Source organism: Embleya sp. NPDC020630, assembly GCF_044334985.1.
GTDB lineage: Bacteria > Actinomycetota > Actinomycetes > Streptomycetales > Streptomycetaceae > Embleya.
This window is the reverse complement of sequence record NZ_JBIRUB010000013.1, coordinates 49,726-73,438: the sequence shown is the minus strand read 5'-3', so window position 1 is coordinate 73,438 and position 23,713 is coordinate 49,726. Positions and strand designations below refer to the sequence as shown.

Annotated in this window: 17 protein-coding genes and 1 tRNA gene; 11 read left to right on the top strand and 7 right to left on the bottom strand. The window is 72.2% G+C overall.

Features of this window, described 5'->3' with window-relative positions:
- The first annotated feature begins 30 nt into the window (after positions 1-30).
- Positions 31-1,575, top strand: coding sequence for an MFS transporter (locus ACH4XV_RS33960; protein ID WP_395796172.1), 1,545 nt, complete (start codon positions 31-33; stop codon positions 1,573-1,575).
- Between the two features lie 2,587 nt (positions 1,576-4,162).
- Here ACH4XV_RS33960 and ACH4XV_RS33955 read toward each other — a convergent pair.
- Positions 4,163-5,236: a LacI family DNA-binding transcriptional regulator gene (locus tag ACH4XV_RS33955; RefSeq protein WP_395796171.1), complete on the bottom strand. Its 1,074-nt coding sequence runs from the start codon at positions 5,234-5,236 to the stop codon at positions 4,163-4,165.
- A 164-nt stretch (positions 5,237-5,400) separates the two neighbouring features.
- Here ACH4XV_RS33955 and ACH4XV_RS33950 point away from each other — a divergent pair, with 164 nt between their 5' ends.
- The 5 genes from ACH4XV_RS33950 (at position 5,401) to ACH4XV_RS33930 (ending at position 11,452) form a co-directional block, all read left to right on the top strand.
- On the top strand, positions 5,401-6,573 hold the full coding sequence (locus tag ACH4XV_RS33950) for a Gfo/Idh/MocA family protein (protein WP_395796170.1): 1,173 nt from the start codon (positions 5,401-5,403) through the stop codon (positions 6,571-6,573).
- A complete protein-coding gene (locus tag ACH4XV_RS33945; RefSeq protein WP_395796169.1) occupies positions 6,570-7,742 on the top strand; it encodes a dihydrodipicolinate synthase family protein in 1,173 nt (390 codons plus the stop codon). The genes ACH4XV_RS33950 and ACH4XV_RS33945 overlap by 4 nt, the downstream gene beginning before the upstream one ends.
- Before the next feature lie 143 nt (positions 7,743-7,885).
- Positions 7,886-8,734, top strand: a complete 849-nt coding sequence (locus tag ACH4XV_RS33940; RefSeq protein ID WP_395796286.1) for a sugar phosphate isomerase/epimerase family protein — start codon at positions 7,886-7,888, stop codon at positions 8,732-8,734.
- A 301-nt stretch (positions 8,735-9,035) separates the two neighbouring features.
- Positions 9,036-10,145, top strand: a complete 1,110-nt coding sequence (locus ACH4XV_RS33935) for a glycerate kinase (RefSeq protein ID WP_395796168.1) — start codon at positions 9,036-9,038, stop codon at positions 10,143-10,145.
- A gap of 149 nt (positions 10,146-10,294) precedes the next feature.
- The gene (locus ACH4XV_RS33930; RefSeq protein WP_395796167.1) at positions 10,295-11,452 is read left to right on the top strand and encodes a methyltransferase; all 1,158 of its coding nucleotides are present in this window, start codon (positions 10,295-10,297) and stop codon (positions 11,450-11,452) included.
- A 110-nt stretch (positions 11,453-11,562) separates the two neighbouring features.
- Here ACH4XV_RS33930 and ACH4XV_RS33925 read toward each other — a convergent pair whose 3' ends face one another.
- Positions 11,563-12,138: a MarR family winged helix-turn-helix transcriptional regulator gene (locus tag ACH4XV_RS33925; protein ID WP_395796166.1), complete on the bottom strand. Its 576-nt coding sequence runs from the start codon at positions 12,136-12,138 to the stop codon at positions 11,563-11,565.
- Between the two features lie 68 nt (positions 12,139-12,206).
- On the opposite strand from ACH4XV_RS33925, the gene ACH4XV_RS33920 reads away from it, so the two are divergent.
- The 3 genes from ACH4XV_RS33920 to ACH4XV_RS33910 all read left to right on the top strand — a co-directional run bounded on the left by ACH4XV_RS33920 (position 12,207) and on the right by ACH4XV_RS33910 (position 15,927).
- Entirely contained in the window at positions 12,207-13,469 is a 1,263-nt protein-coding gene (locus tag ACH4XV_RS33920) for an MFS transporter (protein ID WP_395796165.1), read from the top strand.
- 83 nt (positions 13,470-13,552) lie between these two features.
- A tRNA-Pro gene (locus tag ACH4XV_RS33915) sits at positions 13,553-13,624 on the top strand.
- Between the two features lie 2 nt (positions 13,625-13,626).
- Entirely contained in the window at positions 13,627-15,927 is a 2,301-nt protein-coding gene (locus ACH4XV_RS33910; protein WP_395796164.1) for a hypothetical protein, read from the top strand.
- Positions 15,928-15,942: 15 nt separating this feature from the next.
- Here the strand turns inward: ACH4XV_RS33910 and ACH4XV_RS33905 are convergent, their stop codons facing one another.
- Complete coding sequence (locus ACH4XV_RS33905; protein ID WP_395796163.1) at positions 15,943-16,635, bottom strand: TetR/AcrR family transcriptional regulator; 693 nt, start codon at positions 16,633-16,635, stop codon at positions 15,943-15,945.
- 258 nt (positions 16,636-16,893) lie between these two features.
- Here ACH4XV_RS33905 and ACH4XV_RS33900 point away from each other — a divergent pair, with 258 nt between their 5' ends.
- Positions 16,894-18,318, top strand: a complete 1,425-nt coding sequence (locus ACH4XV_RS33900) for an MFS transporter (protein WP_395796162.1) — start codon at positions 16,894-16,896, stop codon at positions 18,316-18,318.
- An 18-nt stretch (positions 18,319-18,336) separates the two neighbouring features.
- Here ACH4XV_RS33900 and ACH4XV_RS33895 read toward each other — a convergent pair whose 3' ends face one another.
- Complete coding sequence (locus ACH4XV_RS33895; RefSeq protein WP_395796161.1) at positions 18,337-19,005, bottom strand: tetratricopeptide repeat protein; 669 nt, start codon at positions 19,003-19,005, stop codon at positions 18,337-18,339.
- Between the two features lie 314 nt (positions 19,006-19,319).
- On the opposite strand from ACH4XV_RS33895, the gene ACH4XV_RS33890 reads away from it, so the two are divergent.
- Positions 19,320-19,910, top strand: coding sequence for a hypothetical protein (locus tag ACH4XV_RS33890; protein WP_395796160.1), 591 nt, complete (start codon positions 19,320-19,322; stop codon positions 19,908-19,910).
- Between the two features lie 24 nt (positions 19,911-19,934).
- Here the strand turns inward: ACH4XV_RS33890 and ACH4XV_RS33885 are convergent, their stop codons facing one another.
- The 3 genes from ACH4XV_RS33885 to ACH4XV_RS33875 form a co-directional block, all read right to left on the bottom strand.
- Positions 19,935-20,990, bottom strand: coding sequence for a hypothetical protein (locus ACH4XV_RS33885; protein WP_395796159.1), 1,056 nt, complete (start codon positions 20,988-20,990; stop codon positions 19,935-19,937).
- A 354-nt stretch (positions 20,991-21,344) separates the two neighbouring features.
- Positions 21,345-22,751 (bottom strand): dihydrolipoyl dehydrogenase, encoded by a 1,407-nt coding sequence (gene lpdA, locus ACH4XV_RS33880; RefSeq protein ID WP_395796158.1) that lies wholly within the window; start codon positions 22,749-22,751, stop codon positions 21,345-21,347.
- Positions 22,752-22,861: 110 nt separating this feature from the next.
- Complete coding sequence (locus ACH4XV_RS33875) at positions 22,862-23,548, bottom strand: helix-turn-helix domain-containing protein (protein ID WP_395796157.1); 687 nt, start codon at positions 23,546-23,548, stop codon at positions 22,862-22,864.
- Positions 23,549-23,713 lie beyond the last annotated feature (165 nt).

Genomic DNA, 23,713 nt, shown 5'->3' with positions numbered 1-23,713 from the left:
TAATTGAGTTACTTACGTAACGTGCCAGCCATGCAAAAGCGTTACAGAGGAATATGGCCCTACATCGCGGGAGCGGCCGCAGCACGTACCGGCGACGAGATGTCGGGCCCGGCCCTGCTGCTGGCCGGCTTGGCGGCCACCGGCTCGCCCGCCACCGCCTCGGCACTGCTCGCCGCCGTCACCGCGGCGGCAGCACTCGGCGGTCCCGTCTTCGGCGTACTCCTCGACCGCTCCCCCCGGCCAGGCCGCCTGCTGACCGCCACGCTGGCGGGCTACGCGGCGGCGCTCGGGGCAATCCTGGCCACGCTGGGCCGAACCCCGATCGCGATCACCCTGCTGATCGCCCTGACCGCAGGACTGGCCGGCCCGGCCCTGACCGGCGGCTGGACGTCCCAACTGCCGCGCGTGGTCACACCGGCCGACCTCCCGCGCGCAACGACGTACGACGCCATGACATTCAACCTGGCCGCCCTGACCGGCCCGGCCCTGGCCGGAATCGTCACGACCCTGGCCGGGGCGCGGGCCGCGATGACCACCGCGATCGTCCTGATCTGCCTGGCCCTACCGGCGGCCCGAGCACTGCCGCCGGCCCGTGCGCAGGCGCCGACCCGCACGCAGGTGGCGGCCCGCACGCAGGTGCTGCGGCGACGGCGCTTGACGCCGCCACCAGCCGGGACATCACCCACCACCGGAGTACAGGCGCCCCGAAACCACGCGGCGCCACCGCCCACCCAAGCGCCGCCCACCAACCGCAGCCAGGAGCCCCGGGAGCCGTCGGAGTTGCCGAAGCCGTCGGCGGCGGCGGCCAACGGCCTGCCCACCGCTGCCTCCCACAACGCACCCCCGGAACGCCCGGAGCCGCCGAAGCACCGGTCGACCCCGTCAATCGGCGCCGACCTCGTCGCGGGCTTCCGAGCCATCGTGGGATCACCGTCCCTGGCCCGGGCCACGGCGGCATCGATGTTGTCCTGTGTCGGACAGGGCATCCTGCTCGCCGCCGGCCCACTCCTCGGCGAACGGGCCTTCGGATCGGCCGCCCATGGGCCGACCCTGCTCTCACTGCTCGCAGCCTCGGCGCTGACCACGAACGCGTTCCTGGCCCGCCGGCCGCACCCACTGCGCCCGGAAACGGTGATCCGGTACAGCACGCTGATCCTCGCCGGCGCCCTCCTCCTCGCGGCAACGGCCAACCCGATCCCGCTGATCGCCGCGATGCTCCTCGCCGGCGTGGCCGAAGGCCCGCAGCTGACAGCCTTGTTCACGATCCGACACCGCGAAGCCCCCGAGGCCCTACGCAGCCGCATCTTCACCACCGGCGCCAGCCTGAAAATCACCACCTTCGCCCTCGGCGCAGCCCTCACCGGCCCCCTCCTCACCCACTCCCTCACCACAGCCCTGGCCACAGCCGCGCTCTTCCAGGTCCTGGCCACACTCAGCCTCACCGGAAGAATGCCGACGCCACCGGCGGACGAGAGAACAAACGCCGGGTCCACCGAACACCCCAAGCCAGAGCCCGAACCCGAACCCGAGCAACGCCGGGGGCCAAGGCAGGAGAGCCGCAGCCGCGAGCGATGATCACTCGAAACGCGCCGAGTTCCTCCCACCCGCTCGACCCCCAGACACGGCGATCGGCACGGTACGACTCCGAGCGGGCGGGATATCGACCCTGCACCGACCGGGCGGCCATCCCCGACCGAGGCCGGTCGGGGATGCCCTTTTGGGGTGGGTCAGAGCAGGTTCGGCGGACGTTGCGCTGTTGGTTGCGGGGTGCCGGTGCGGGGCTGGTCCGGCACGTGGGATGGGCCGCCGCCGGCGTGCGTGGCTCCGAGACGGAGGACTCCCGACGAAGCGGGCGTGTGGGTCGGCGAAACCCGGCCGGCAGCGAGGGCGGGAAGGGGCTCGGGTCGGGTTCCCCGGCTGGCCTTCCCGAGTGGGTCGGGTGCTTCCGGCGCGCGTTGCGCCTTGGGTTGCGGGTGGCTGGTCTGGGGCCGGTCAGAGCCGGTGGTGGGCCGCCGCCGGCGTGCGGGGCTCCGAGACCGAGGGCTCCCGACGAGGCGGGCGTTCTGCTCACCGAAAACCGGCTGGCGGTGGGGGCAGGGAGGGCGGTCGGGTCGAGTCCGCCAGGTGGCCTTCCCGAGTGGGTCGGGTGCTTCCGGCGGGCGTTGCGCTTGTGGTTGCGGGTGGCTGGTGCGGGGCTGGTCAGAGTCGTTGGTGGGCCGCCGCCGGCGTGCGGGGCTCCGAGACCCGGATTCCCGACGTGACGGGCACGTTGCTCGGCGAAAAACCGGCCGGCAGCGAGGGCGCGGAGGGTGGTCCGGTCGCGTTTCCGGAGGGTCTTCCCGAGTGGGTCGAGTGTTTCCGGCGAGCGTTGCGCTTTTGGCTGCGTGGGCTGGTGCGGAGCTGGTCTGAGTCGGTGGTGGGCCGCCGCCGGCGTGCGGGGCTCCGAGACTCGAAGTTCCCGGCGAGGCGGGGATTTTGCTCACTGAAAAGCGGCCGGCAGCGAGGGAGCGGGTTGGGGGCTCGGGTCGAGTCTGCCGAGGGGCTTTCCGGGGTGGGTTGGTGCGATTCGGGGCGTTGGGGGAGGGGTTGGGGTTCGGAACCGGATCTCGGTGGGTGGTTGTGGGCTTCGAGTTTCTGTGACCTGCGGTTTTGTGGGGGCGGGGTGGAAAGTCGGGTGTTGAGTGCCGGTTTCGTGTTCGTCGACCCCTTCGGCGGGAGTGTGGAGACCGAAACTGCCTGGTCGGAGTCGGCTGCAAGCGCTGTGGCCTTGCAGAGGTCGTCGAGGAGACCGAAAGTGCCCAGCGAGGGTCGAAACCGGATCCCGAGGCACCTCAAACGCTCTCCTCTTTGCGCTGACCTGCGGTTTTTCTCTCACCGCCAGGCCACGGCACCCCACGCCGTCCGGATTTGTGAACCCTCGCCACCCACACACCGACCGCACACCGAAACCACCCGACCCACCCGGGAAGGCCCCTCGGCGGACGCGACCCGAGCCGCCTCCTGCCCGCTGCTGCCGGCCGGTTTTCGCCGAGCAACGCGCCCGTCTCGTTAAGAGCCCCCCGTCTCGGAGCCACGCACGCCGGCGGCGGCTCATCACCGACTCTGACCAGCCCCGCACCGGCCCACGTAACCAAAAGCGCAACGCCCTCAGGAAACACCCGACCCACTCGGGAAGGCCCCCCGGGAACGCGACCGGACCACCCTCGGCACCCTCACTGCCGGCCGGTTTTCACCGAGCAACGCGCCCGTCTCGTTAAGAGCCCCCCGTCTCGGAGCCACGCACGCCGGCGGCGGCTCATCACCGACTCTGACCAGCCCCGCACCGGCTCACGCCACCAAAAGCGCAACCCCGGCTGAAAGCACCCGGTCCACTCGGGAAGGCTCCCCGGCGGACTCGACCCGAGCACCCTCCTGCCCGCCGCCGCCTGCCGGTTTTCGCCGAGCAATGCGGCCGTCTCGTCGGGAGCCCGGAGGCTTGGACCCACGCACGCCGGCGGCGGCCACCACCGACTCAGATCAGCTCCCGACCGGCCACCCGCAACCACAAGTGCAACGCCCGCCGGAAGCACCCGACTCACTCGGGAAGGCCACCCGGCGTACCCGACCCGAGCACCCACCCTGCCCACCGCTGCAGGTCGCTTTTCCGCCGAACAACACACCCGCCTCGTCAGGACCTCGAAGTCTCGGAGCCCCGAACGCCGGCGGCGGCCCACCACCGACCCGGGCCCGCCCCGCCCCGCACTGGCACCGGCACCGGCACCGGCACCGGCACCGCGCGGCCAAAGGCGCAGCACCTGCCGAGGGAAACCTCGGCCTGCTCGGGCTGCCCCTCGCCTCTCCCCGCCCCCCATGCCCCCGGCCCAGGCATCGCGCGGATGAGCACACAGCCGCTGCGACGCCGAGACCAAACCCGGCCAACGTGCCCTGCCAAGGTTCGGCAGGTCGGGAGTTCCGGCGCATCCACCTCACCGAACCAACCGCGCGACCCCCTGCCTCGAGGGTCTCGGCGGGGGCACTCACGGCGACCCCTGGGGTGGGTGGGGCCTGGGTCGGCAGAGGCCGGCGCCGACGCCCGCCCGAGGTGGCCAAGGGCCTGATGATCCCGTTGCCGCCGGCCCCGACGCCTTCCCCAATGGCACCGAGGCCCCGGCAACCCCACCGGTCAGGCCCCAGGGACGGGCCCCGTGCTGGATCTGATGACCAGTTCCGCGTCCACGTCCACCGTGCGTGGGGTCACCGTTGGGCCCGTGAGGATCATGTGCATGGCCTGGGTGCCGATGTCGGCCAAGGGGAGGCGGATCGTGGTCAGGGGTGGGTTGAGGTCGGCGGCGAAGGGGACGTCGTCGAAGCCCACCACCGAGACCTGGTCCGGTACGCGCAGGCCCAGGTCCTCCCGCAGGGCGGCCAGCACTCCGGCGGCCATCACGTCGTTGAGGACGACGAGCGCCGTCGGTGCGGACGGGCCGGCCAGCAGGGCACGGGCGGCAGTTCGGGCCTGCTCTCGGGTGAAGCCGCCGTCGACCACCTGACCCGGGGTCAGGGGAAGTCCCAGCGACCGGAGTTGCCGCCGGGCGCCGTCCAGGCGATCCCGGACCGTGGTCAGCGCGCGGGGGCCGGAGACGATGCCGAAGCGCCGGTGGCCGAGGTCGTACAGGTGGCGCACGGCGAGGGCGGCGCCGGCGCGGTTGGCCGGGCGTACGGTGTCGGCGGCGATCCCGTGTGAGCCGACCGCGATCACGTGGCCGCCGTCGGCTCGGTAGGCGTCGGCCTCGGCGGCGAGCCGTCGGGTGAACTCGCGGTCGGCGAAGCCGCTGCCGGCCAGGACCACCGCGCGGGCGCGTTGGGCGCGCAGGCGGGCCAGGTAGTCGAGTTCCAGTTTGGGGTCGCGGAACGTGGCGGCCAGCATCACCAGCAGCCCGTGCTCCCGGGCGACGCCCATCGCGCCGGCCGCGATCGCCGCGAAGTACGGGTCGGCGACGTCGTGCACCACCACGCCCACCACGCTCGTCGTGGAGCGGGCCAGCGCCTGCGCCGGGGCGTTGGAGACGTACCTGAGTTCGCGGGCGGCGTCGAGTACGCGCTTGCGCAGTTCCTCCCCCACGATCCGGGTCCCGCTGCTGCCGTGCAGGGCGCGGGAGGCGGTGGCGGAGGAGACCCCGGCGCGCTCGGCCACCTGCTGGAGGGTGACGGGGCCCGGCGGGCGGGCCGCAGGCGCGTCGGAGGTCGGATTCGGCATGGGCACAGAGTAGCGATTGGAAAGCGCATACCCAAGTGGATGCCGGGCGCGGTATGCGGGCAGTGCACCTCCGGCCCGGTATCCCTTGACCTCGGCGGCCCCGCGCCCTAGCTTACGGGAAAGCGCTTTCCCATTCCCGTCCACCCGCCTATCGAAAGGCCCCCATGACCACCACCCAGACCCTCGGCGTCGTGATGAACGGCGTCACCGGCCGCATGGGCTACCGCCAGCACCTGGTCCGCTCGATCCTGGCCATCCGCGAGCAGGGCGGCGTGGCGCTGGCCGACGGGTCGCGGGTCGTGCTCGAGCCGGTGCTGGTCGGGCGTGACGCCGACAAGCTGCGCGCGATGGCCGACCGGCACGGCATCGCCGCCTGGACGACCAACTTGGACACCGCGCTCGCCGACCCCGCGAACACGATCTACTTCGACGCGCAGGTGACCACGGCGCGCGAGAAGGCGATCCACACGGCGATCGCGGCGGGCAAGCACATCTACACCGAGAAGCCGACCGCCGAGACCCTGACCGGCGCGCTGGACCTGGCCCGGGCCGCCGACGCCGCCGGGGTCAAGCACGGCGTCGTGCAGGACAAGCTGTTCCTGCCCGGACTGCTCAAGCTCCGCCGGTTGATCCAAGGCGGCTTCTTCGGCCGAATCCTGTCCGTGCGCGGCGAGTTCGGCTACTGGGTGTTCGAGGGCGACTGGCAGGCCGCACAGCGGCCGAGCTGGAACTACCGGGCCGAGGACGGCGGCGGCATCGTCGTGGACATGTTCTGCCACTGGTCGTACGTCCTGGAGAACCTGTTCGGCCGGGTCGAGGCGGTCACCGCCAAGGCCGTCACGCACATCCCCACTCGCTGGGACGAGCAGGGCCGGGAATACCCGGCGACCGCCGACGACGCGGCCTACGGCATCTTCGAACTCGCGGGCGGGGTGGTCGCGCAGATCAACTCCTCGTGGGCGGTGCGGGTGAACCGGGACGAACTGGTGGAGTTCCAGGTCGACGGTACCGAGGGCAGCGCCGTCGCCGGCCTGCGTCGATGCCGCGTCCAGCACCGCTCGGCGACGCCGACTCCGGTGTGGAACCCGGACCTTCCGGTCACCGAGTCCTTCCGGGACCAGTGGCAGGAGATTCCCGACAACGCGGGCGACAGCGGCTTCGACAACGGATTCAAGGTCCAGTGGGAGGACTTCGTCCGGCACGTGGTGGACGACGCGCCGTTCGCGTTCGACTTCCTCGCGGGCGCGCGGGGCGTACAGCTGGCCGAGTGCGGCCTGCGCTCCTCGGCCGAGGGCCGTCGGATCGAGCTGCCCGTTCTCGACGGGAAGTCCGCATGACCGCCCGCCTGTTGCTTCCCACGACGACGGGCACGGTCGAGCCGTACGAACTCACCGGGGTACACCTGGGCGCGGCCCCCGGCGGCCCGGCCTTCCGCGAACGCACCGCGTACGCCGCCGCGCACGTGGTGGCCGACCCGCTCGCCGACAACACCCCGGGCCGGCCGGCGGCACCCGACTGGGACGCCACACTCGCCTTCCGGCGCCACCTGTGGTCGCACGGCTTCGCCGTCGCCGACGCGATGGACACCGCGCAGCGCAACATGGGCCTGGACTGGGCGGCCACCGCCGAGTTGATCCGCCGCAGCGCCGCCGAGGCAGCCACGATCGGCGACCCGTACGCGCTGATCGCCTGCGGCGCGGGCACGGACCACGCCGGCGTCGGACTGACCGTGGATCAGGTGATCGCCGCCTACACGGAACAGATCGCGGTGGTCGAGGAATCGGGCGCCAAGGTCGTGCTGATGGCGAGCCGGCAACTGGCCGCGGCGGCGCAGGGGCCGGAGGACTATCGGCGGGTGTACGACGCGCTGTTGCGGCAGGTGCGGCGGCCGGTGGTACTGCACTGGTTGGGCGAGGTGTTCGACCCGGCGCTGGCCGGCTACTGGGGCTCCGCCGATGTCGACGCGGCGACGGAGACGTTCCTGGACCTGGTGCGCGAGCACGCGGATCGGGTCGACGGGGTCAAGGTCTCGCTGCTCGACCGTGACCACGAGGTTCGGCTGCGCGCGCAACTCCCCGCCGGGGTACGCCTGTACACCGGGGACGACTTCCACTACCCGGAGCTGATCCGGGGCGACGGGCGGCACTTCAGCCACGCCCTGCTCGGCATCTTCGACGCGATCGCCCCGGTCGCGGCGGGCGCGCTGCGGGCGTTGGACGCGGGTGACACGGATCGGTACGAGTCCCTGATGGCGCCGACGGTGCCGCTGTCCCGGCATCTGTTCGCGGCACCGACCTACCACTACAAGACCGGCATCGTCTTCCTGGCCTGGCTGACCGGCCGCCAGTCCGCGTTCACGATGGTGGCGGGTGCACAATCGGCCCGCTCCGTACCGCACTTGGCCGAGGCCTTCCGACTGGCCGACGCGGCGGGCCTGTTCCCGGATCCGGAGTTGGCGGCGTCCCGGATGCGGGCGCTGTTGACGGTGGCGGGAGTGGCGTCGTGAGTGCGAACGAGGCGACGGGTTCGGAGGCACGGGACGTGACGGCGGCGGCGGTACCCGCATCCGAGGCCGCAACGGCCTCGGCAGCACGCCAAGCCGCCCCCGACCCGACAGCTGTGGACGTCCCGAGCGGGCGACCCGCCGGCGTGCCCACGCCCGCGGTCGGCGACGCGAGGTTGGCGCGGCTCGCGCTGAACCAGTGGACGACGCGGGAGTGGTCGCTGCGCGAGGCGGTCGAGGGGTGTGTGCGGGCGGGCCTGCCGGCGATCGGGCTGTGGCGGGACAAGGTCGCCGACGCGGGGCTCGCCGAGTCGGCGAAGCTCGTGCGCGAGGCCGGGTTGCGCGTCTCGTCGTTGTGCCGTGGCGGGTTCCTGACCGCGCGCGAACCGGCCGCGCGGGCCGAGGCGATCGCGGACAACCGTCGCGCGATCGAGGAGGCCGCGGCGTTGGAGGCGGCCTGTCTGGTCCTGGTCGTCGGCGGACTGCCGGCTGACGACCGGGACTTGCCGGGGGCGCGGGAGCGGATCGCCGAGGCGCTGGCCGAACTCGCACCGTACGCCGGGGAGCACGGGGTTCGGCTCGCGTTGGAGCCGCTGCACCCGATGTACTGCGCGGACCGCGCGGTGCTCTCCACTCTGGACCAGGCGCTGGACCTGGCCGAGCCGCATCCGGTCGAGCAGGTCGGTGTGGTCGTGGACGCGTTCCACGTGTGGTGGGACCCGTACCTCCCGGCGGCCATCCGCCGGGCCGGCGCGCGAATCGCCTCGTTCCAGATCTGCGACTGGGTGCTCCCGCTGCCCGCAGACACCCTCCTCGCCCGAGGCATGATGGGCGACGGCACGATCGACTTCCGCGCGATGGCGACGATGGTCGAGGCGGCCGGCTACCGAGGCGACATCGAGGTGGAGATCTTCAACGCCGACGTCTGGTCCGCCGACCCGAACGCGGTCCTGGCCACCCTGAAACGCCGATACGTAACGGAACTCCTGGGCTGAGCCCGCGAGTCGCCTCCGGCCCGGCTGCTCGGGGCGGCCGTCCACCATCCGGCCGCCCCGAGCCGGCATCGGTTTGCCACTACATGGATGCCGGCGAGTGCGTCCGACCGGGCCGCGTCGAATCCGGCCGAGCCGCTCCGACACTGCTCCGTGCCGCCCGGTCGGACCCACGGAGGACCGGGTCGGCGCAGCGAACGTGGGAGGGTGCCTTCCCCATGTACCTCGCCTCCCCAGGCGTACCCGGGGTCGGCCCCGCATACGTCCGGCCGACTCTCACCGATACGAAAGTGGACCCGTCTTCATGCGCATCGTGCTTGCTCCCGACTCGTTCAAGGGGACCGTTGAGGCTTCGGTGGTGGCCGAGGTGTGGGCGGAGGGGTGGTTGCGGGAGCGGCCGGGGGACGAGGTGGTGTCCGTGCCGTTGGCGGATGGGGGTGAGGGCACGCTCGATGCGGTGGCGCGGGCCGTGCCGGGGGCCGTGCGGGTGCCGGCGGGGCCGGTGCCCGGGCCCGATGGGCGGCCCGTGGACGGCGTGTGGTTGCGGTTGCCGGACGGTACGGGCGTGGTCGAACTCGCCGCCGTGTCGGGGCTGCCGTTGATGGCCGCGCCCGATCCGACCGGGGCGCATACCGCCGGCCTCGGCGCCGTCGTCGGCGCGGCGCTGCGGGCCGGCGTGTGCGCCCTGGTGGTCGCGGTGGGCGGTTCGGCCTCGACCGACGGCGGCACCGGCGCCCTGGCCGCGCTCGGCGCCCGCTTCCTCGACCACGACGGCCGGGAACTACCGTATGGCGGCGGCCCCTTGGCCCGCCTGGCCGGCATCGACACGAGCGAGCTCGCGGCCCCTCCCCCCGGCGGCGTACAGATCCTCACCGACGTCACCAATCCCCTGCTCGGTCCGACCGGCGCGGCGGCCGTCTTCGGCCCGCAGAAGGGCGCGACCCCGGACGACGTCGCGGCCCTGGACTCCGCCCTCGCCCGCCTGGCCGTCCTCCTCGGCGGCAGCCCGACCGCCCCCGGCGCCGGCGCGGCAGGCGGTACCGCGTACGGCCTCGCCTCCGCCTGGAACGCCTCGATCGTGCCCGGCGCCCTCCGCGTCGCCGAGCTCGCGGGCCTGCCGGACGCCCTCGTCGGCGCCGACCTCGTGATCACCGGCGAGGGCCGCTTCGACGCCACCTCGGCGCAGGGCAAGGTGGTCGGCACGGTCCTCGACCTGGCCCACCACGGCGCCGGCGTCCCCGTGGCCCTGATCGCCGGCTCGATCGCCGCCCCCCTACCCCCGGGCGTGCGCACCGCCGCCGACCTGACCGCCCTGTCCGGCTCCCCCGCCGAGGCCCGAACCAACCCCACCCACTGGCTCCGCGAGGCCGCCACGCGCCTGGCCGGCGAATTCCGCGCCGCGTCCGCAACCTGACCGCCCCACGGCCGACTTGGGCGCGGCGGCGGTGGCGGTCGATCCAGCCGAGCGGTCCGCCGGCCCACCCCAGCCCCGACCCCGACCCCGCCCTCGGGCCCGCCGCGTGGCCCCGAGCAGCCGATGGGGGCGGCTAGGCTGAGGGGATAATGAACTGGTTTTCTGCGCCTTCGGGCGAGTTCGAGCTCGGCCGGTATCCCGAGGATCCCCGCGATCTGCTGCGCGCCTGGGATGCCGCCGACGAGTACGTACTGCGCCACCTCGCCGGCATCGACGACGCCGAACCGACGGATCTGTCCGGCTCCGTCGTGATCGTGGGAGACCGATGGGGCGCGCTGGCGACCGCGCTGGCCGAGTCCCGGCCGGTACAGATCAGCGACTCGTTCCTCGGCCAGGAGGCCACGCGGACGAACCTGGCGCGCAACGACGCCGACCCGAAGTGGGTGCGGCTGCTCTCCACGCAGGACGCGCCGCCGGAGCGGATCGACGTACTGATCGTCCGCGTCCCGAAGAATCTGGCCCTGCTGGAGGACCAGCTGCACCGGCTCGCGCCCGGGGTGCACGCCGACACCGTGGTGGTCGGCACCGGGATGACCACCGAGATCCATACGTCCACGCTCAAGCTGTTCGAGCGGATCATCGGCCCGACCCGGACCTCGCTCGCGGTGAAGAAGGCCCGGCTGATCCTCGCCACGCCCGACCCCGCGCTGCCGCGTACCCCGAGCCCGTGGCCGCACGGCTACACGCTGCCGGACGGCCTGGGCGCGGCGTCCGGGATCGTGACCGTCAACCACGCGGGCATCTTCTGCGCCGACCGGCTCGACATCGGTACCCGCTTCCTGCTGCGCAACCTGCCGCGTCGCGTCGGCCGCGACCGGGTGGTGGACCTGGGCTGCGGCAACGGCGTGGTGGGTACGGCGGCGATGCTGGCCAATCCGCGCTCTGAGGTGTTGTTCGTCGACGAGTCGCACCAGGCGGTGGCGTCGGCGCGGGCCACCTTCGAGGCGAACCTCGGGACCGACGCGGGCGCCGAGTTCGTGGTGGGCGACGGGGTGACCGACGTGGCGCCCGGGAGTGTCGACCTGATCCTGAACAATCCGCCGTTCCACACCCACCGGGCCACCACCGAGGGCATCTCGTGGCGGATGTTCGCCGGTTCGCGCGCGGCGCTGCGCTCCGGTGGCGAACTGTGGGTGATCGGCAATCGGCATCTGGGCTACCACGTGAAGCTGCGCCGGTTGTTCGGCAACTGCGAGATCGTGGCGAGCGACCCGAAGTTCGTCGTGCTGCGGGCCGTGAAGAAGTAGGGGTCGGGCCGTTCGGGGAGCGGGACACCGGGCCGGAGCCACCGCCCGACCCGGTCCTGCGCCGCCCGTCCCGGACCGCGCGCCGGCCCCGGCCCGGCCCCAGCCCCCGCTCAGTCCTCGTTCTCCACCCGCAACAACATCCGCTTCAGCAGCGCGTTCAGTACATCCCGATCCGCCTCGTCGAGCGGCCCGACCATCGCCCGCTCGGCCCGGTCGAGCAGTTTCATCGCGGCCGTCCAGCGCTCCCGGCCGGTGTCGGTCAGTTCGACGTCGACCCGGCGGCGGTCCTCGGTGCCCCGGATGCGGCGGATCAGGCCGGCCTTCTCCAGCGTGTCCAGCCGCCCGGTGATGCCGGCCGGCGACACCATCAGCTCGCCCGCCAGTTCGGACGGCGTGGCCCGGTACGGCGCGCCGCGCGAGGACAGTCGGTGCAGCGTCTCGAACTCGAAGCCCTGGAGTCCCAGCTCGGCGAGCGTGCGTTCCTTGACCTGCCGCACGTGCCTGTTCAGCATCTGGATGCGGGTGACGATGCCCTCCACCCGCTCGTCGAAGGGCGCCTTGTCCCGCCAGCGCGCGATGTGCCGGTCGACCGAGTCGTCGGCCTCGGACGGCCTGGGCTCGCCGCGCTCGCCGCCCCCCGTCTGCCGATCCTGGTCCGATGTCCGGTCCCGACGCTCACCTTGCATCCGGTCATTATGCTATGCGAGCCGTTAATTTGCTGGCAAAAGATTCGCTGACGAATTATATTGCGATCATGACGTCCTCGACCCGACGGCTGATCCTCGGCCGCTCCTTCGCGGCCTTCGCGACCGCGCTGATCCCGACCACGCTGACCCTGGCGCTCGTACACACCGGCTCCAACGGCGATCTGGGCCTGGTCCTGGCGTGCGAGCTGATCCCGATGTTGCTGCTGCTACCGGTGGCCGGGGTGATGGCGGACCGCTTCCCTCCGCACCGGGTGGTACTGATCGCCGACCTCGTACGCGCCACCGCCCAGTTGGCGATCGGCGTCGAACTGCTCTCGGCCCCGCCCCGGATCGCCGACCTGGCCGTACTGTCCGCGCTCACCGGCGCCGCCGTCGCGTTCGGCACGTCGGCGATCCATACCCTGGTGGTGTCGGTGGTGCCCGAGCCGGAGCGGATGCGGACCAACTCCCGCCTCGGCGTGGTCCAGGGCCTGGCCCAGATGGCGGCACCCGCGGCCGCCGGCGGCCTGATGCTGGCGGTCGGCGCCGGCTGGTCCTCGCTGCTCACCGGGCTGCTGTTCGTCGGATCAGCCGCCACCTTCGGCGGCCTGCGTCCCGAGCGGGTCGTACGTCGGGCCGAACCGGGGCCGTTCCTGGGCGAGTTGCGGGCCGGGTGGGAGGAGACCAGGCGCCATCCCTGGTTCCTGGCGAGCGTGATCACGCACGGCGTCTGGCACCTGGCTGCCGGCTTTCTGCTCACCCTCGGGCCGATCATCGCCGTGGACCGGCTCGGCGGCGACCGGTCCTGGGTGATCATCGCCCAAGTCGGCACCGTGGGACTGCTGTTCGGCGTGTGGGTCTCCTCCCGTCTGCCAATTCGCCGTCCCCTGGTGGCCACCACGTTCGGCGCCGCGCTCTACGCCGTCCCGCTCACCACCCTGGCCCTGCACGCCCCGATGCCGGTCGTCGCGGCCGGCTACTTCATCGCCATGCTCGGCCTCGGTGTCCTCAGCCCGCTGTGGGAGACCACGATGCAGCGCCGAATCCCGGCGGACGCGCTGGGCCGGGTCGGGTCGTTCGACACGCTGATCTCCTTCGCGGCCAGGCCGCTCGGCCTTGCCGTGGCCGCTCCGGTCGCGGCGGCGATCGGCAGTACGACGCCGCTGCTGGTGGCCGCCGTACTCGTATTGGCCTCGAATCTGGCGCTGTTGCTGCTGCCGGACGTTCGGATGACCACGAACGCGGCGGAGGACGCGGCGAAAGACGCCGCGACGGACGCGCCGGTCGTGGCGGAGCCCGCGACCGAGTCCGCCCCCGCCAAGCAGGCCTGACGCGCCCGGGGCGGACCGAGCCCCGCCGCAAATCCGATTGTTCCGCCCTCGTGTCCGCCTCTAGCCTGAACCCGCAACGGCGACGGCGTGTAGCTCAGCAGTAGAGCACCGGGCTTGGGACCCGGAGGGCGCGGGGGCGGAACCCGCCATGCCGGCTATGAACGACAACCAAGAGCAGCGACAGGGGCCCACGCCCGAGAGCGCCGACGGTACCTACATCGGCGGGCAACTGGCCCAAGCCCTCCGCACGGCCGCGACCCACGAGGACGCGGACACCCGCCGCCGTGCCGAAGTCCGGCTCGGGCGTTGGCGCCAAGTGATGCACGGTCTGCGCGACGGGTCGTTGCGGATCGGCTCGCGCACGCCCGTCGCGGGGTTCCCGGCCTGGGTGACGCCCGAGGTGGTCCGCGGCGGATTCGCCACCGGGGTGGCGAGTGCCGGCGGCCCGCTGTTGCCGCACGAGGTCGAACTCGCGCGCCGCGCGGGCGTACCGGCCGATCGGCGCGCCCTGTTCGAGTATCACCTGAGCGATGCGGGCCTGGCCGAACTCACCACGATGCTCGACGGCGGGCACTACGAGGTGACCGTGCCGGAGGAGGCCGCGCTGCTCGCGGTGGCCTGGCTGGCCCGGGTGGGCGAGCGGGCCGCGGCGCTCGAACTCCTGGAGGCGATCGCGCCGTTCGCGGACCGCCTGCGCTTCGCGCCGCGCCCGACGTCCGCCCCCGCGCCCGACCCCTCGACGGCGTACCGGCGTACGGTCGGCGAGGCCCGCGCCGAGGTGGCTCGGCGGCGGCCGAAGCGCGCGATCGAGGCGATGCGCGAGGCCCTTGCCGTCTGGAACCCGTTCGCGGACGAACTGCTCACGCTCTGGCTGGACGTCACCGATGTCGACACCGGCCATGTGCTCACCCGCGACCCGGATCCGGACTGGCGGCGGCGCGGACGCGAACTGCTTGACCGGTACGAGGTGTTGGCGGGCGAGCATCGCCTGTGCGGCAAGCACCGCGACCCGAAGCAGAATCAGAGCATCCTGCGCACCGCTCTCGCGGATGTCCTCGCCGAACGCCCGCTCGACGCGCGCCGGCTCGGACTGGTCCGGCACACGATCGTGTCGATGGTGGGTCGGCGCGGTATCCCCGGATCGGCCGAGCACACACGGCTGCGCGAGTGGCAGGCGGACGATGCGAGGCGGCCGATGCACCACGAGTTGGCCCGCGTGGTGGTGCGGCGGTTGGGTGACCTGCCGCAGGATGCCGGGACGACCGACACCGGCGCGCTGCTCGGGCCGGTCACGACGGCCGAGCAGGAGGCGGCCGGTGTGCCGGCGCACGCGGAGATCCCGGCGGCGATCCGGCGGTTGGTCGAGCGGGCGCTGAGCGCGCCGATCGGGACGCTGATCGAGCGCGGCATCGTGCCGTCGGCCGAGGTACTGGCCGAGCTGGTACCGCAGTTGGTCGCCTCGACGACGGCACAGGCGTACCCCGATGCCTCGTTGCGGGCGCTGATGAGCGCGCACCACCGGGCGTTCGGCAATCGTCGCTCGTTGTTGCTGGTGGATTTGCGGCACCAGATCCGGGCCGAGGAACTGCCTTGGGTGGCCGCGGTGTCCGTTCGGTGCGAGCACGACATCGAGGCCCGGGAGCAGGCCCGGACGGTGTTGACCCGTCTCGGCGGGCTGGCCCTGACCGGCTTCCCGGCGACGATCCTGCCCAACCCGATGATCGCCCAGCTGTCCGCGCTCACCGCCGGCGCGGGGGTGCGGGTGCCGTGGGTGGAGGAGTTGGCGGCGGACATCTTCATGGGCCGGTTCTCCCGGAAGTTCCTGGGCGCTGCGGTGCTGGCCGGCGGGATCCTGGAAGGGTCGTTGTACGAGCGGTACTTCGACATCGACTACGCCGCGGTGGCGGGGTGGGTGAACGGGGATCCGGACTGGCGTGCCTACTCCGACGCGTCGCTCGCCCGGTTCGGCGAGATGTGCCGGTCTCGGGGCGGGGTCGGGGCGGGGTGGTCCGTGGCCTCGAACGGCGTGGTGCTCGAGCATGCGCAGATCCTGACCACGCACAACCTGGCGGCACTCGCGGGACCGGTCGGGGTCGAGCCGAACTGGGCCGACCTGGCCCGGCATTCGTTCACCGCGGCGTGCCGGTTGACGGCGCGCACGCAGGGCAACCCGCGGCCGCTGGGCATGGTGAAGGACGCGGCGTACGCGTGGCGGCAGATGGTGTTCCACCTGTCGCTGTGCGGCGAGGCGGAGCGGGCCGAGGTGGAATCCTGGTTGGACGAGGAGAGCGCCCGGTATCCCGACCACGTGGGCCGGCGGCTGGCACCGGCGGTGTTCGGGCTGCGCGCGGTCGCCGCCGGCGCGCGCTTCAACGCTCGGGGCACGCTCGACAACGGCGCGGGCCGACGGCTGGTGGGGTGGACGACGAGCCGGCATTGGTTGTTGGAGTCGCGGTAGGGGCGTGGCCGGTTCCTACAGGTCCGGCCATCCTCGGCGCAGGTGGGTGAACACGACGTCCAGCGCCCGGCGGGGGTCGGGTTCCCCGCCGGCCAGGTCGGGGGTCTCCAGCACGTAGCGGGCCAGGACGCGCAGCGACAAGTCGTCGGGGTCGCGGCCGGTCTCCTCGGTGATCACCCGGGCCAGGGCCGCCTCGCAGCCGATCCACAACGATCTGGCGTACGCGCGCAACGCCGGGGTGGCCACCACGAGTTCGGCCCGACGGCGGAACTCGGGATCCGGGTCGGGACGGAACGGCCCCCGCCGGGTCAGGAACGTGTGCAGGGCGGTCAGGATCGAGCTGCCGTCGGGGCGTTCGCGGACCGCCGCGATCAGGGCCGCCTCGCGCTCGTCGCCGTCGTTCAGGATCAACGCTTCCTTGCCGCCGGGGAAGTGTGCGAAGAGCGTGGTCACGGCGGTGTCCGCGGCCTCGGCGATCTCGGCGACCGTCACCTCGGTGAAGCCGCGCTCCAGGAACAGGCGTAGCGCGGCGTCGGAGAGGGCCTTGCGGGTGGCGGCCTTCTTGCGTTCGCGGCGGCCGAGGGGTTCGGAGGGGGCGGGCATCGCGGCGGCGGCCGGTGTCTCCGACGCGGGTCGGGGTTTCGCCGCGGGTTGCCGGCGGCGGCCCGCGGGAGGCTGCGCGGGTGTCCGCGGCCGACTGTCAGTCATGGGGCGATCCTAACAAAGTCACAGGTATTACGGATCCGTAGTGATGGTGTACTCGTAGTGCTGAGGATTTCATCATGATTATGAATCCGTAGTGATTGCGGTTTTGTAGTGAGTGTGGTCCCCTGGGAGGGCACTCGCCCGGGCCCGCCCGCCTTGCTCGCTTGTCGCCGTACGCACCGTGTACGCCGAGCCCGTGCGGCGCCCGCCCGGCCCACCCCCGCTCACGGCCGTCATGCCGACCTGCCTCCGGAGTCCGCCATGTCCGTCCTCACCGAATCCGCCCCGACGCCGGCGCAGGTGTCACCCTCACGAACCGTCCTGTGGCTGATCCTCGGCCTTGTCCTGGTGGCCGACGCCCTGGACATGATCGACTCGACGGTGACCAACATCGCCGCGCCCACGATCGTGGACGACGTAGGCGGCGGCGAGACGCTGATCAAGTGGCTCGGCGCGGCGTACGCGCTGGCCATGGGCGTACTGCTGGTGGTCGGCGGTCGCCTGGGCGACAAGTTCGGTCAGCGTCGACTGTTCCTGATCGGCATGATCGGCTTCACGGCGGCCTCGGCCGGCTGCGGACTGGCGCCGGATCCGGTGCTGCTCGTGGTCGCCCGCGTGGTCCAGGGCGCCTTCGGAGCACTGCTCCTCCCGCAGGGCATGGCGATCATGACCAGGACGTTTCCGCGCGAGATGTTGGCCAAGGCGTTCAACCTGTTCGGCCCGCTGCTCGGCCTGGCCACCGTCGGCGGGCCGGTCCTGGCCGGGTTCGTCATCGACGCCGATGTGGCCGGGCTGTCCTGGCGGCCGATCTTCCTGGTCAACCTGATCCTGGGCGGTGTCGGCATCGTCGCCGCGCTGCGCCTGCTCCCGCACGACGACGGGGACCGCTCGCTCACCGTGGACGGGCCCGGCGCCAGCTACCTGGGCGTGACCATGTTCGGCCTGATGTTCGGCCTCATCGAGGGCTCCGCCAACGGCTGGGACGCCCTGCCCGTCGGCTCCCTCGCGGTCGGCCTGGTCGCGCTGGCCCTGTTCGCGCGGCGCCAGCGAATCGCCGCGAACCCGCTGATCAAGCCGTCACTGTTGAGCAATCGCGGCTTCACGGCCGGTCTGATCGTCGGCCTGCTGTTCTTCGCCGTCACCAGCGGATCGACGTATGTCGTCTCGCTCTTCATGCAGCAGGCCCTGAACGCCGGCCCCCGCGACGCGGCCCTCGGCCTGCTGCCGCTGACCATCGGGATCATCATCGCCGCCGGCGCGTGCATGGCCCTCACCCGACGACTCGGCCGCACACTCATCCTGATCGGCATGCTGATCACCCTGGTCGGCACCGGATGGCTGCTCGCCCTCGTCGTCGCGCACGGTACCGATCTGAGCCTGTGGGCCCTGGCCCCGGCGGTACTGGTCACCGGCCTCGGGATGGGTACGTGCTTCGGCACCATCTTCGACATCGCCCTCGGCGACATCGCGCCCGACGAGGCGGGCAGCGCCGGCGGGGCGCTCACCGCGATCCAACAATTGGCCGCCGGCATCGGTTCGGCGACCGTGACCACGATCTACTTCCACGCCGGCGCCCCCGCGCACGCGATGACGGTCAGCCTGGTCACGGTGCTCGTGGTCACCGTGGTGTGCCTGCCGGCCGTGTTGCTGTTGCCCCGCAACGCACCTGCGGAACAGGCGAGTTGACGGCCGCGCGTGGCGGTGTCAGGCGGGCGGGACGGCCTCGGTCAGGGCGGTGCGGGCCTCCTCGATCGAGGCGGTGACGCCCTTCGCGTCGGCCGCCTCGGCGAGGGCGCTCGCCTCCTCGATCAGCGCGAGCGCGTCGTCGCGGCGGTCTTGGCCGGCGGCGATGTAGGCCAGGCCGACCAGGTTGGCCGCGACCCCGGCGGGGAAGTCGAGTTCGCGGCGCAGCCGGGTCGACCACTCCAACCGCTCTCGCGCCTGATCGAGCCGGCCGGCCCGGTGCTCGGCGATGCCCAGGTGCCGGAGCGCGTACGACATCGTCCGCCGGTCGTCGGCTCCCGTGGCCAACTCCAGGGAACGTTCGAGGGCCGGCACCGCCGCGGCGTCGTCGTCGCGGATCACCTGGTGCAGCACGCCGATCCAGAACAACGCCTCGCCCTCGCCGCGTTCGTCGCCTAGATTCCGGTACAGCTCCGCGGCACGTTCGAACAGGGCCGACTCGCGCGGATCCTCCCCGTCCGACCGGCGCTCGAGAAAGCGGGCGTGCAGGACGCGACCCCGGGACAGGGCCAAGTCGGCCTCGACAGCGTTGAGTTCCCGATCTGCGGCGGGCAACGCGGCGGCGTCGGCGCCGAATACCGACCGCTCGTAGAGCAACCTCGCCCGCTCGAAACGTTCGTCGACGCTCATCAAGTGCCCCCAGGCGTGCGCGGATCGGAAGCCGCGAGTCTAGTAGCGGGCGCGGCCCGGGGGCGCGATCTCGCGTCGGATGGCGCCGGGACGCCCCTTGGTTCGTGGCGCATCCCGCCCCCGGCCGACCCTTCCGAGGATGCGACCCAGGTCGGGGGCGGCCATCCGCCATCATCCTCCGGTCGCGCGAATTCGTGCGCCACGAAGCGCACTCGGCTCAGTCCGGCGAACGATCCGCGGGGGCGCCGCCTGCTGCGATCTTGGTCGGCGAGCGAGTCGACCCAAGTCGGCCCACCGAACACGGGACCTCCCACATGCAGCCGCCGCACCACACCGAAATCCGAGACGGAACCCCGTCCACCTCCACCACCGCCCACCCGGGCCGACTTCGCGCCGCGTGGCACGCCGCCCACGAGCCCGTGCCCGGTGTGTCCCGCCGCGTACAACTCGTCGCCTACGCCGTCCCGTTCACCGTGCTACCGGCCGGCCTCTGGCGACTCGCGGCGGTCTTCGACAACGACATCGGCATCGGCGAGCGGTGCTACATCGTCTTCCTGTCCGCCTTCTCCGAGGCCGTCGCCTTCACCGCGATCGGCCTGATCGCCCGCTGGGGCGAGGTCTTCCCGCGTCGGATCCCCATCCTCGGCGGCCGTCGAGTGTCCCCGAAGCCGGTCACGATCGTCGCCGCCCTCGGCGCCACGTTCCTGACCCTCCTGTGGACGGTCCTGACCCTGGCCACCGAAATCGTGGGCACCACCATCCGCGGCGACGAACTGCCCGACGACTTCCCGGGCCGGGCGGGCGGCTGGGAAGCCACCTCCTACTACATCTGCTACGCCCCGTTGATCCTGTGGGGCCCACTACTCGCGATCCTCACCATCGCCTACCACAACCGCCGAAAGTAACCCGAACACGAGCGGCGGTAGATGTCAGTCGGCGTCCGGCCAGGCGCGGGCGGGGCCGATCTTGGCCATGTACGCCTCGGTCTCGCCCCGGGTCAGCACCGCGTCCAGGGTGAGGTCGCCGGGCAGGGCCGGGTAGAACCGGCCGGCGTTCCAAGTGCGGCCGTACGTCGGCGGATCCAGCACCAACAGGCGCTCGCCGTCGACGAGCGGGATGTCCGCCGGGCAACCCTCGTTCCAGATCCACGAGCCGTCCGCCGCGCACAGGTTGAACGCGCCGGTCGTCTGCGGTTCCCCATCGGGCACGGCGTCCCGGGACGCGGCCACCGCCTCGGCCGACGGTGCCTCACCGGCAATGTGGCCGCCTCCGACGAGGAGGTGCGCCAAAAGCGTGTGCAGTTGGAAGTTGTCACCGATCCGGGTCACCCGCATCCGGTATCCCGTCCCGGAGGGACGGTGCAGAACGACCAAGGGCTCGTCGTCGAACATCTTGAGCAGGTAGCGCAGGCACTTGAGGTCCGCGTCCCCGCGCGCGGCCTCCTCGACCAGCGCGACCAACGTCCCGTCGGCCTGCACCGCCCGGCGTATCCCGGCGTGGAGGAGCACCGCGACACCGGCCATCTCCCACAGCGGCAACTGCATCCACGCGGACACCGCGCCGAATTTCCGCCCGTCCATGCCGCCGACCGCCGCGATCCGCTCCACCACCTCACCGAGCACCAGGTGGTCGCGTTCCGGCAGTTCGCCCCCGACCGTCTCCTCCCACAACGCCGGAAACGCCATCACATCACGCATGGCCTCACCCACCCCGGCGAGGATCGGCCCCGAACAGACCTCCGGGTCGGCCCCGTGCTCCACACAGGCCCCGACCATCACGGCAAGAATCCCCTCGGCCCCCATCGGAATCCGCGGCAACAGCGCCGCCATCCGCGGCCCCGCCTCCACACAACTCGCCGGCTTCGCCCCTTGCAACGCCCCGCTCAACGCGTGAAATGCCGCATTGAGCAACGCTTCGTCCTGCTCTCCCAAGGCCCGCTCAAGCTGGTCGACCGCCTTGGACAAAGCACGCTCACGAAAGATCATGCGCGCAACATAGCCACCCCCACTGCCACTTCCCTCGCGGCAACCGATACCCGCGGCCGCCATCGCCCGCACAGCCGCGAATGAACCCCACCCGGCGGGTGATGCCTTGGCGCACGCGCCGCGGGGGCACCGGAGCGTGGTCGTGGACCAACGGTTTCGTGAGGCTTTGGCGCCGCCGCCCCGGTCGGATCGGAGGGCGCGGGGGAGGCCGTCGATCGCGCCTTCGCGGGCACGATCGACGGCCGGGGTCGATCCCGGAAGGATCCCGGACTGGTCCGGATCGCCGTCACGGAGCCTTCATCGGGTGGCTCCGGCTCCGGAGTCCTGCGGGGCGAGCCCCGAAGGTCCGCCTCGTCACATGTTGATCATGTGGCCCGCGAGGCCGTGGATGGCTTCCTTGACGGCTTCGCCGAGGGTCGGGTGGGCGTGGACGTTGCGGGCCACCTCGTGGACGGTGAGGTCCCACTGTTGGGCCAGGGTGAGTTCGGGGAGGAGTTCGGTGACCTCGGGGCCGATCAGGTGGGCGCCCAGGAGTTCGCCGTGGGTGCGGTCGCTGATCACCTTGACGAAGCCGACCGGGTCGCCCAGGCCGTGCGCCTTGCCGTTGGCAGTGAACGGGAACTTGGCGACCTGTACGTCGAAGCCCTTCTCCCGCGCCTGCGCCTCCGTCCAGCCGAAGCTGGCGATCTGCGGCTGGCAGTAGGTGGCGCGCGGGATCATCGGGAAGTCGAGTTCCATCGTCTCGGCGCCCGCGATCGTCTCGGCCGCGATGACCGCCATCGACTCGGCCGCGTGCGCGAGCATCAGCTTCGCGGTGACGTCGCCGATCGCGTAGATGTGCGGGACGTTGGTCCGGCCGCGGCCGTCCACGTCGATCGCGCCGCGCTCGGTGAGGGCGACGCCGGTGTTCTCCAGGCCGTATCCGCTCACGCGCGGCGCGAAGCCGATCGCCTGCAGGACCTTGTCCGCCTCCAGTACCTGCTGCTGCCCGTCGCGGGTCACGGTGACCCGGACCTTGGCGTTCGGGTCGCTGTCGTCGATCGACTCGACCCGCGTGGAGGTCAGGATCTCGATGCCCAACCGCCGGTAGCGCTTGGCGAGTTCGGTGGAGACGTCGACGTCCTCGAGCGGCACGACCCGGTCGAGGAACTCGACGATGGTCACCTTCACGCCGTAGTTGTGCAGGACGTACGCGAACTCCACGCCGATCGCGCCGGCGCCCGCGATGATGATGCTCTCCGGCAGTCGGTCGGTGAGGATCTGCTCCTCGTAGGTGACCACACGCTCGCTGAGCGAGGTGCCCGGCAGCAGCCGGGTGGTGGCGCCGGCCGCGATGATGCAGTGGTCGAAGGTGACGGTCTGGACGCCGCCCGCGGTGAGCGACACGTCCAGGGTGTGCGTGTCGACGAACGTGCCGAGCCCGTCGAACTCGGTGATGCCGTTCTTCTTCATCAGGTAGTGCACGCCGTTGACCCGGCCGTCGGCCACCTTGCGGCTGCGCTTGAACGCGGCCTCGTAGTCGAACGTGACCGAGCCCTCGACACGGATCCCGAAGGTCTTGGCCTCCTGCGTGAAGATGTGCGCCAGCTCCGCGTTGCGCAGCAGCGCCTTGGACGGGATGCAGCCGACGTTCAGGCAGACACCTCCCCAGTACTTCTGCTCGACGACCGCGACGCGCAGTCCGAGCTGTGCGCTGCGAACCGCCGCGGTGTATCCGCCGGGACCGGCACCCAGGACGACGACGTCAAAGTGATTGCTCATGATCCATACGATATGCGGCCGGCGTCGGGCCCGGGACGGCCGGGGCGCACTCGCGGGCACGTGTTCCGGACGCCCCGGCGGACGCCGCCGCACCCGCCCCGCCACGCCCGCTACGCCTCCCCCGCCGGCGGTCGCACCCGCCGCCCCGTCATGCGCTCGGCGCGGATCCGGATGCACACGTCACGGCGCCCGTCCGGCCACGGTCCCTCGTCCGCGCCCGGCACGTCGGCGGGGTCGTCGTCGGGCTCCGCCGTGCCCCGGATCAGGACGCTCCAGCCGATCCGCGCCGCGTCGACGATGTCGTCCACCTCGAACAGCACCGGGCCCGCGACACGGGCCAGGGACGAGTCGGCGGCGGTACAGAACACCACGTCGCGGCCGAGCAGCACGTAGTTGACCGGCAGCACGAACGGATCGGGCGCATCCAGCGCGGCCACCCGGCCGACCAGTTGCAGGGCGACCCGGGCCAGACACTCCTCCTCCGTCATCACCACCAGCTCCCGCTCCGGGGCCGGCTCCCGACCCGGCGGCGCGGGCGCAAGCAGATGCGTGAAGGCCGCGGACGAGGGGGCCAGCAGGTCGTCGACGGTGGTTTCGAGCGCGTCGGCGAGTCGGGACAGGGCCGGCGCCGACGGCGCGGTCGAACCGGACTCGACGGAGTGCACCCACCCCCCGGGCAGCCCCGTGCGGCGGGCGATGTCCGGTACGGACAACCCGAGTTCGCGTCGCCGGGCGGCCACCCGCCCGGGCAGCGCGTCGGTGGATGGACGGACGGTACCCGCAGTCTCCTCGGTCATCACCCCAGCCCACTCCCCACGACCCGGTTCGACCGGGCATTGCGCCGATCGGCGGCGCGCCCCCTCGGGAGGCGGCCGAACACCGCGCGTCGATCCCTACAGACATCCCGCACCCGTCGCGCTACCGTGCCCGAACCCCCGGTCGAAGCGCGTGGGAACACCGCC

What these genes read in the sequence shown, in the direction of transcription:
- ACH4XV_RS33945 (WP_395796169.1), top strand. Translation starts at nt 6,570, where the DNA reads ATGACCGCCCGCCTGTTGCTTCCCACGACGACGGGCACGGTCGAGCCG.
- ACH4XV_RS33900 (WP_395796162.1), top strand. Translation starts at nt 16,894, where the DNA reads ATGTCCGTCCTCACCGAATCCGCCCCGACGCCGGCGCAGGTGTCACCC.
- ACH4XV_RS33895 (WP_395796161.1), bottom strand. Translation starts at nt 19,005, where the DNA reads ATGAGCGTCGACGAACGTTTCGAGCGGGCGAGGTTGCTCTACGAGCGG.
- ACH4XV_RS33950 (WP_395796170.1), top strand. Translation starts at nt 5,401, where the DNA reads ATGACCACCACCCAGACCCTCGGCGTCGTGATGAACGGCGTCACCGGC.
- ACH4XV_RS33930 (WP_395796167.1), top strand. Translation starts at nt 10,295, where the DNA reads ATGAACTGGTTTTCTGCGCCTTCGGGCGAGTTCGAGCTCGGCCGGTAT.
- ACH4XV_RS33955 (WP_395796171.1), bottom strand. Translation starts at nt 5,236, where the DNA reads ATGCCGAATCCGACCTCCGACGCGCCTGCGGCCCGCCCGCCGGGCCCC.
- ACH4XV_RS33905 (WP_395796163.1), bottom strand. Translation starts at nt 16,635, where the DNA reads ATGACTGACAGTCGGCCGCGGACACCCGCGCAGCCTCCCGCGGGCCGC.
- ACH4XV_RS33885 (WP_395796159.1), bottom strand. Translation starts at nt 20,990, where the DNA reads ATGATCTTTCGTGAGCGTGCTTTGTCCAAGGCGGTCGACCAGCTTGAG.
- lpdA (WP_395796158.1), bottom strand. Translation starts at nt 22,751, where the DNA reads ATGAGCAATCACTTTGACGTCGTCGTCCTGGGTGCCGGTCCCGGCGGA.
- ACH4XV_RS33920 (WP_395796165.1), top strand. Translation starts at nt 12,207, where the DNA reads ATGACGTCCTCGACCCGACGGCTGATCCTCGGCCGCTCCTTCGCGGCC.
- ACH4XV_RS33890 (WP_395796160.1), top strand. Translation starts at nt 19,320, where the DNA reads ATGCAGCCGCCGCACCACACCGAAATCCGAGACGGAACCCCGTCCACC.
- ACH4XV_RS33910 (WP_395796164.1), top strand. Translation starts at nt 13,627, where the DNA reads ATGAACGACAACCAAGAGCAGCGACAGGGGCCCACGCCCGAGAGCGCC.
- ACH4XV_RS33935 (WP_395796168.1), top strand. Translation starts at nt 9,036, where the DNA reads ATGCGCATCGTGCTTGCTCCCGACTCGTTCAAGGGGACCGTTGAGGCT.
- ACH4XV_RS33875 (WP_395796157.1), bottom strand. Translation starts at nt 23,548, where the DNA reads ATGACCGAGGAGACTGCGGGTACCGTCCGTCCATCCACCGACGCGCTG.
- ACH4XV_RS33960 (WP_395796172.1), top strand. Translation starts at nt 31, where the DNA reads ATGCAAAAGCGTTACAGAGGAATATGGCCCTACATCGCGGGAGCGGCC.
- ACH4XV_RS33925 (WP_395796166.1), bottom strand. Translation starts at nt 12,138, where the DNA reads ATGCAAGGTGAGCGTCGGGACCGGACATCGGACCAGGATCGGCAGACG.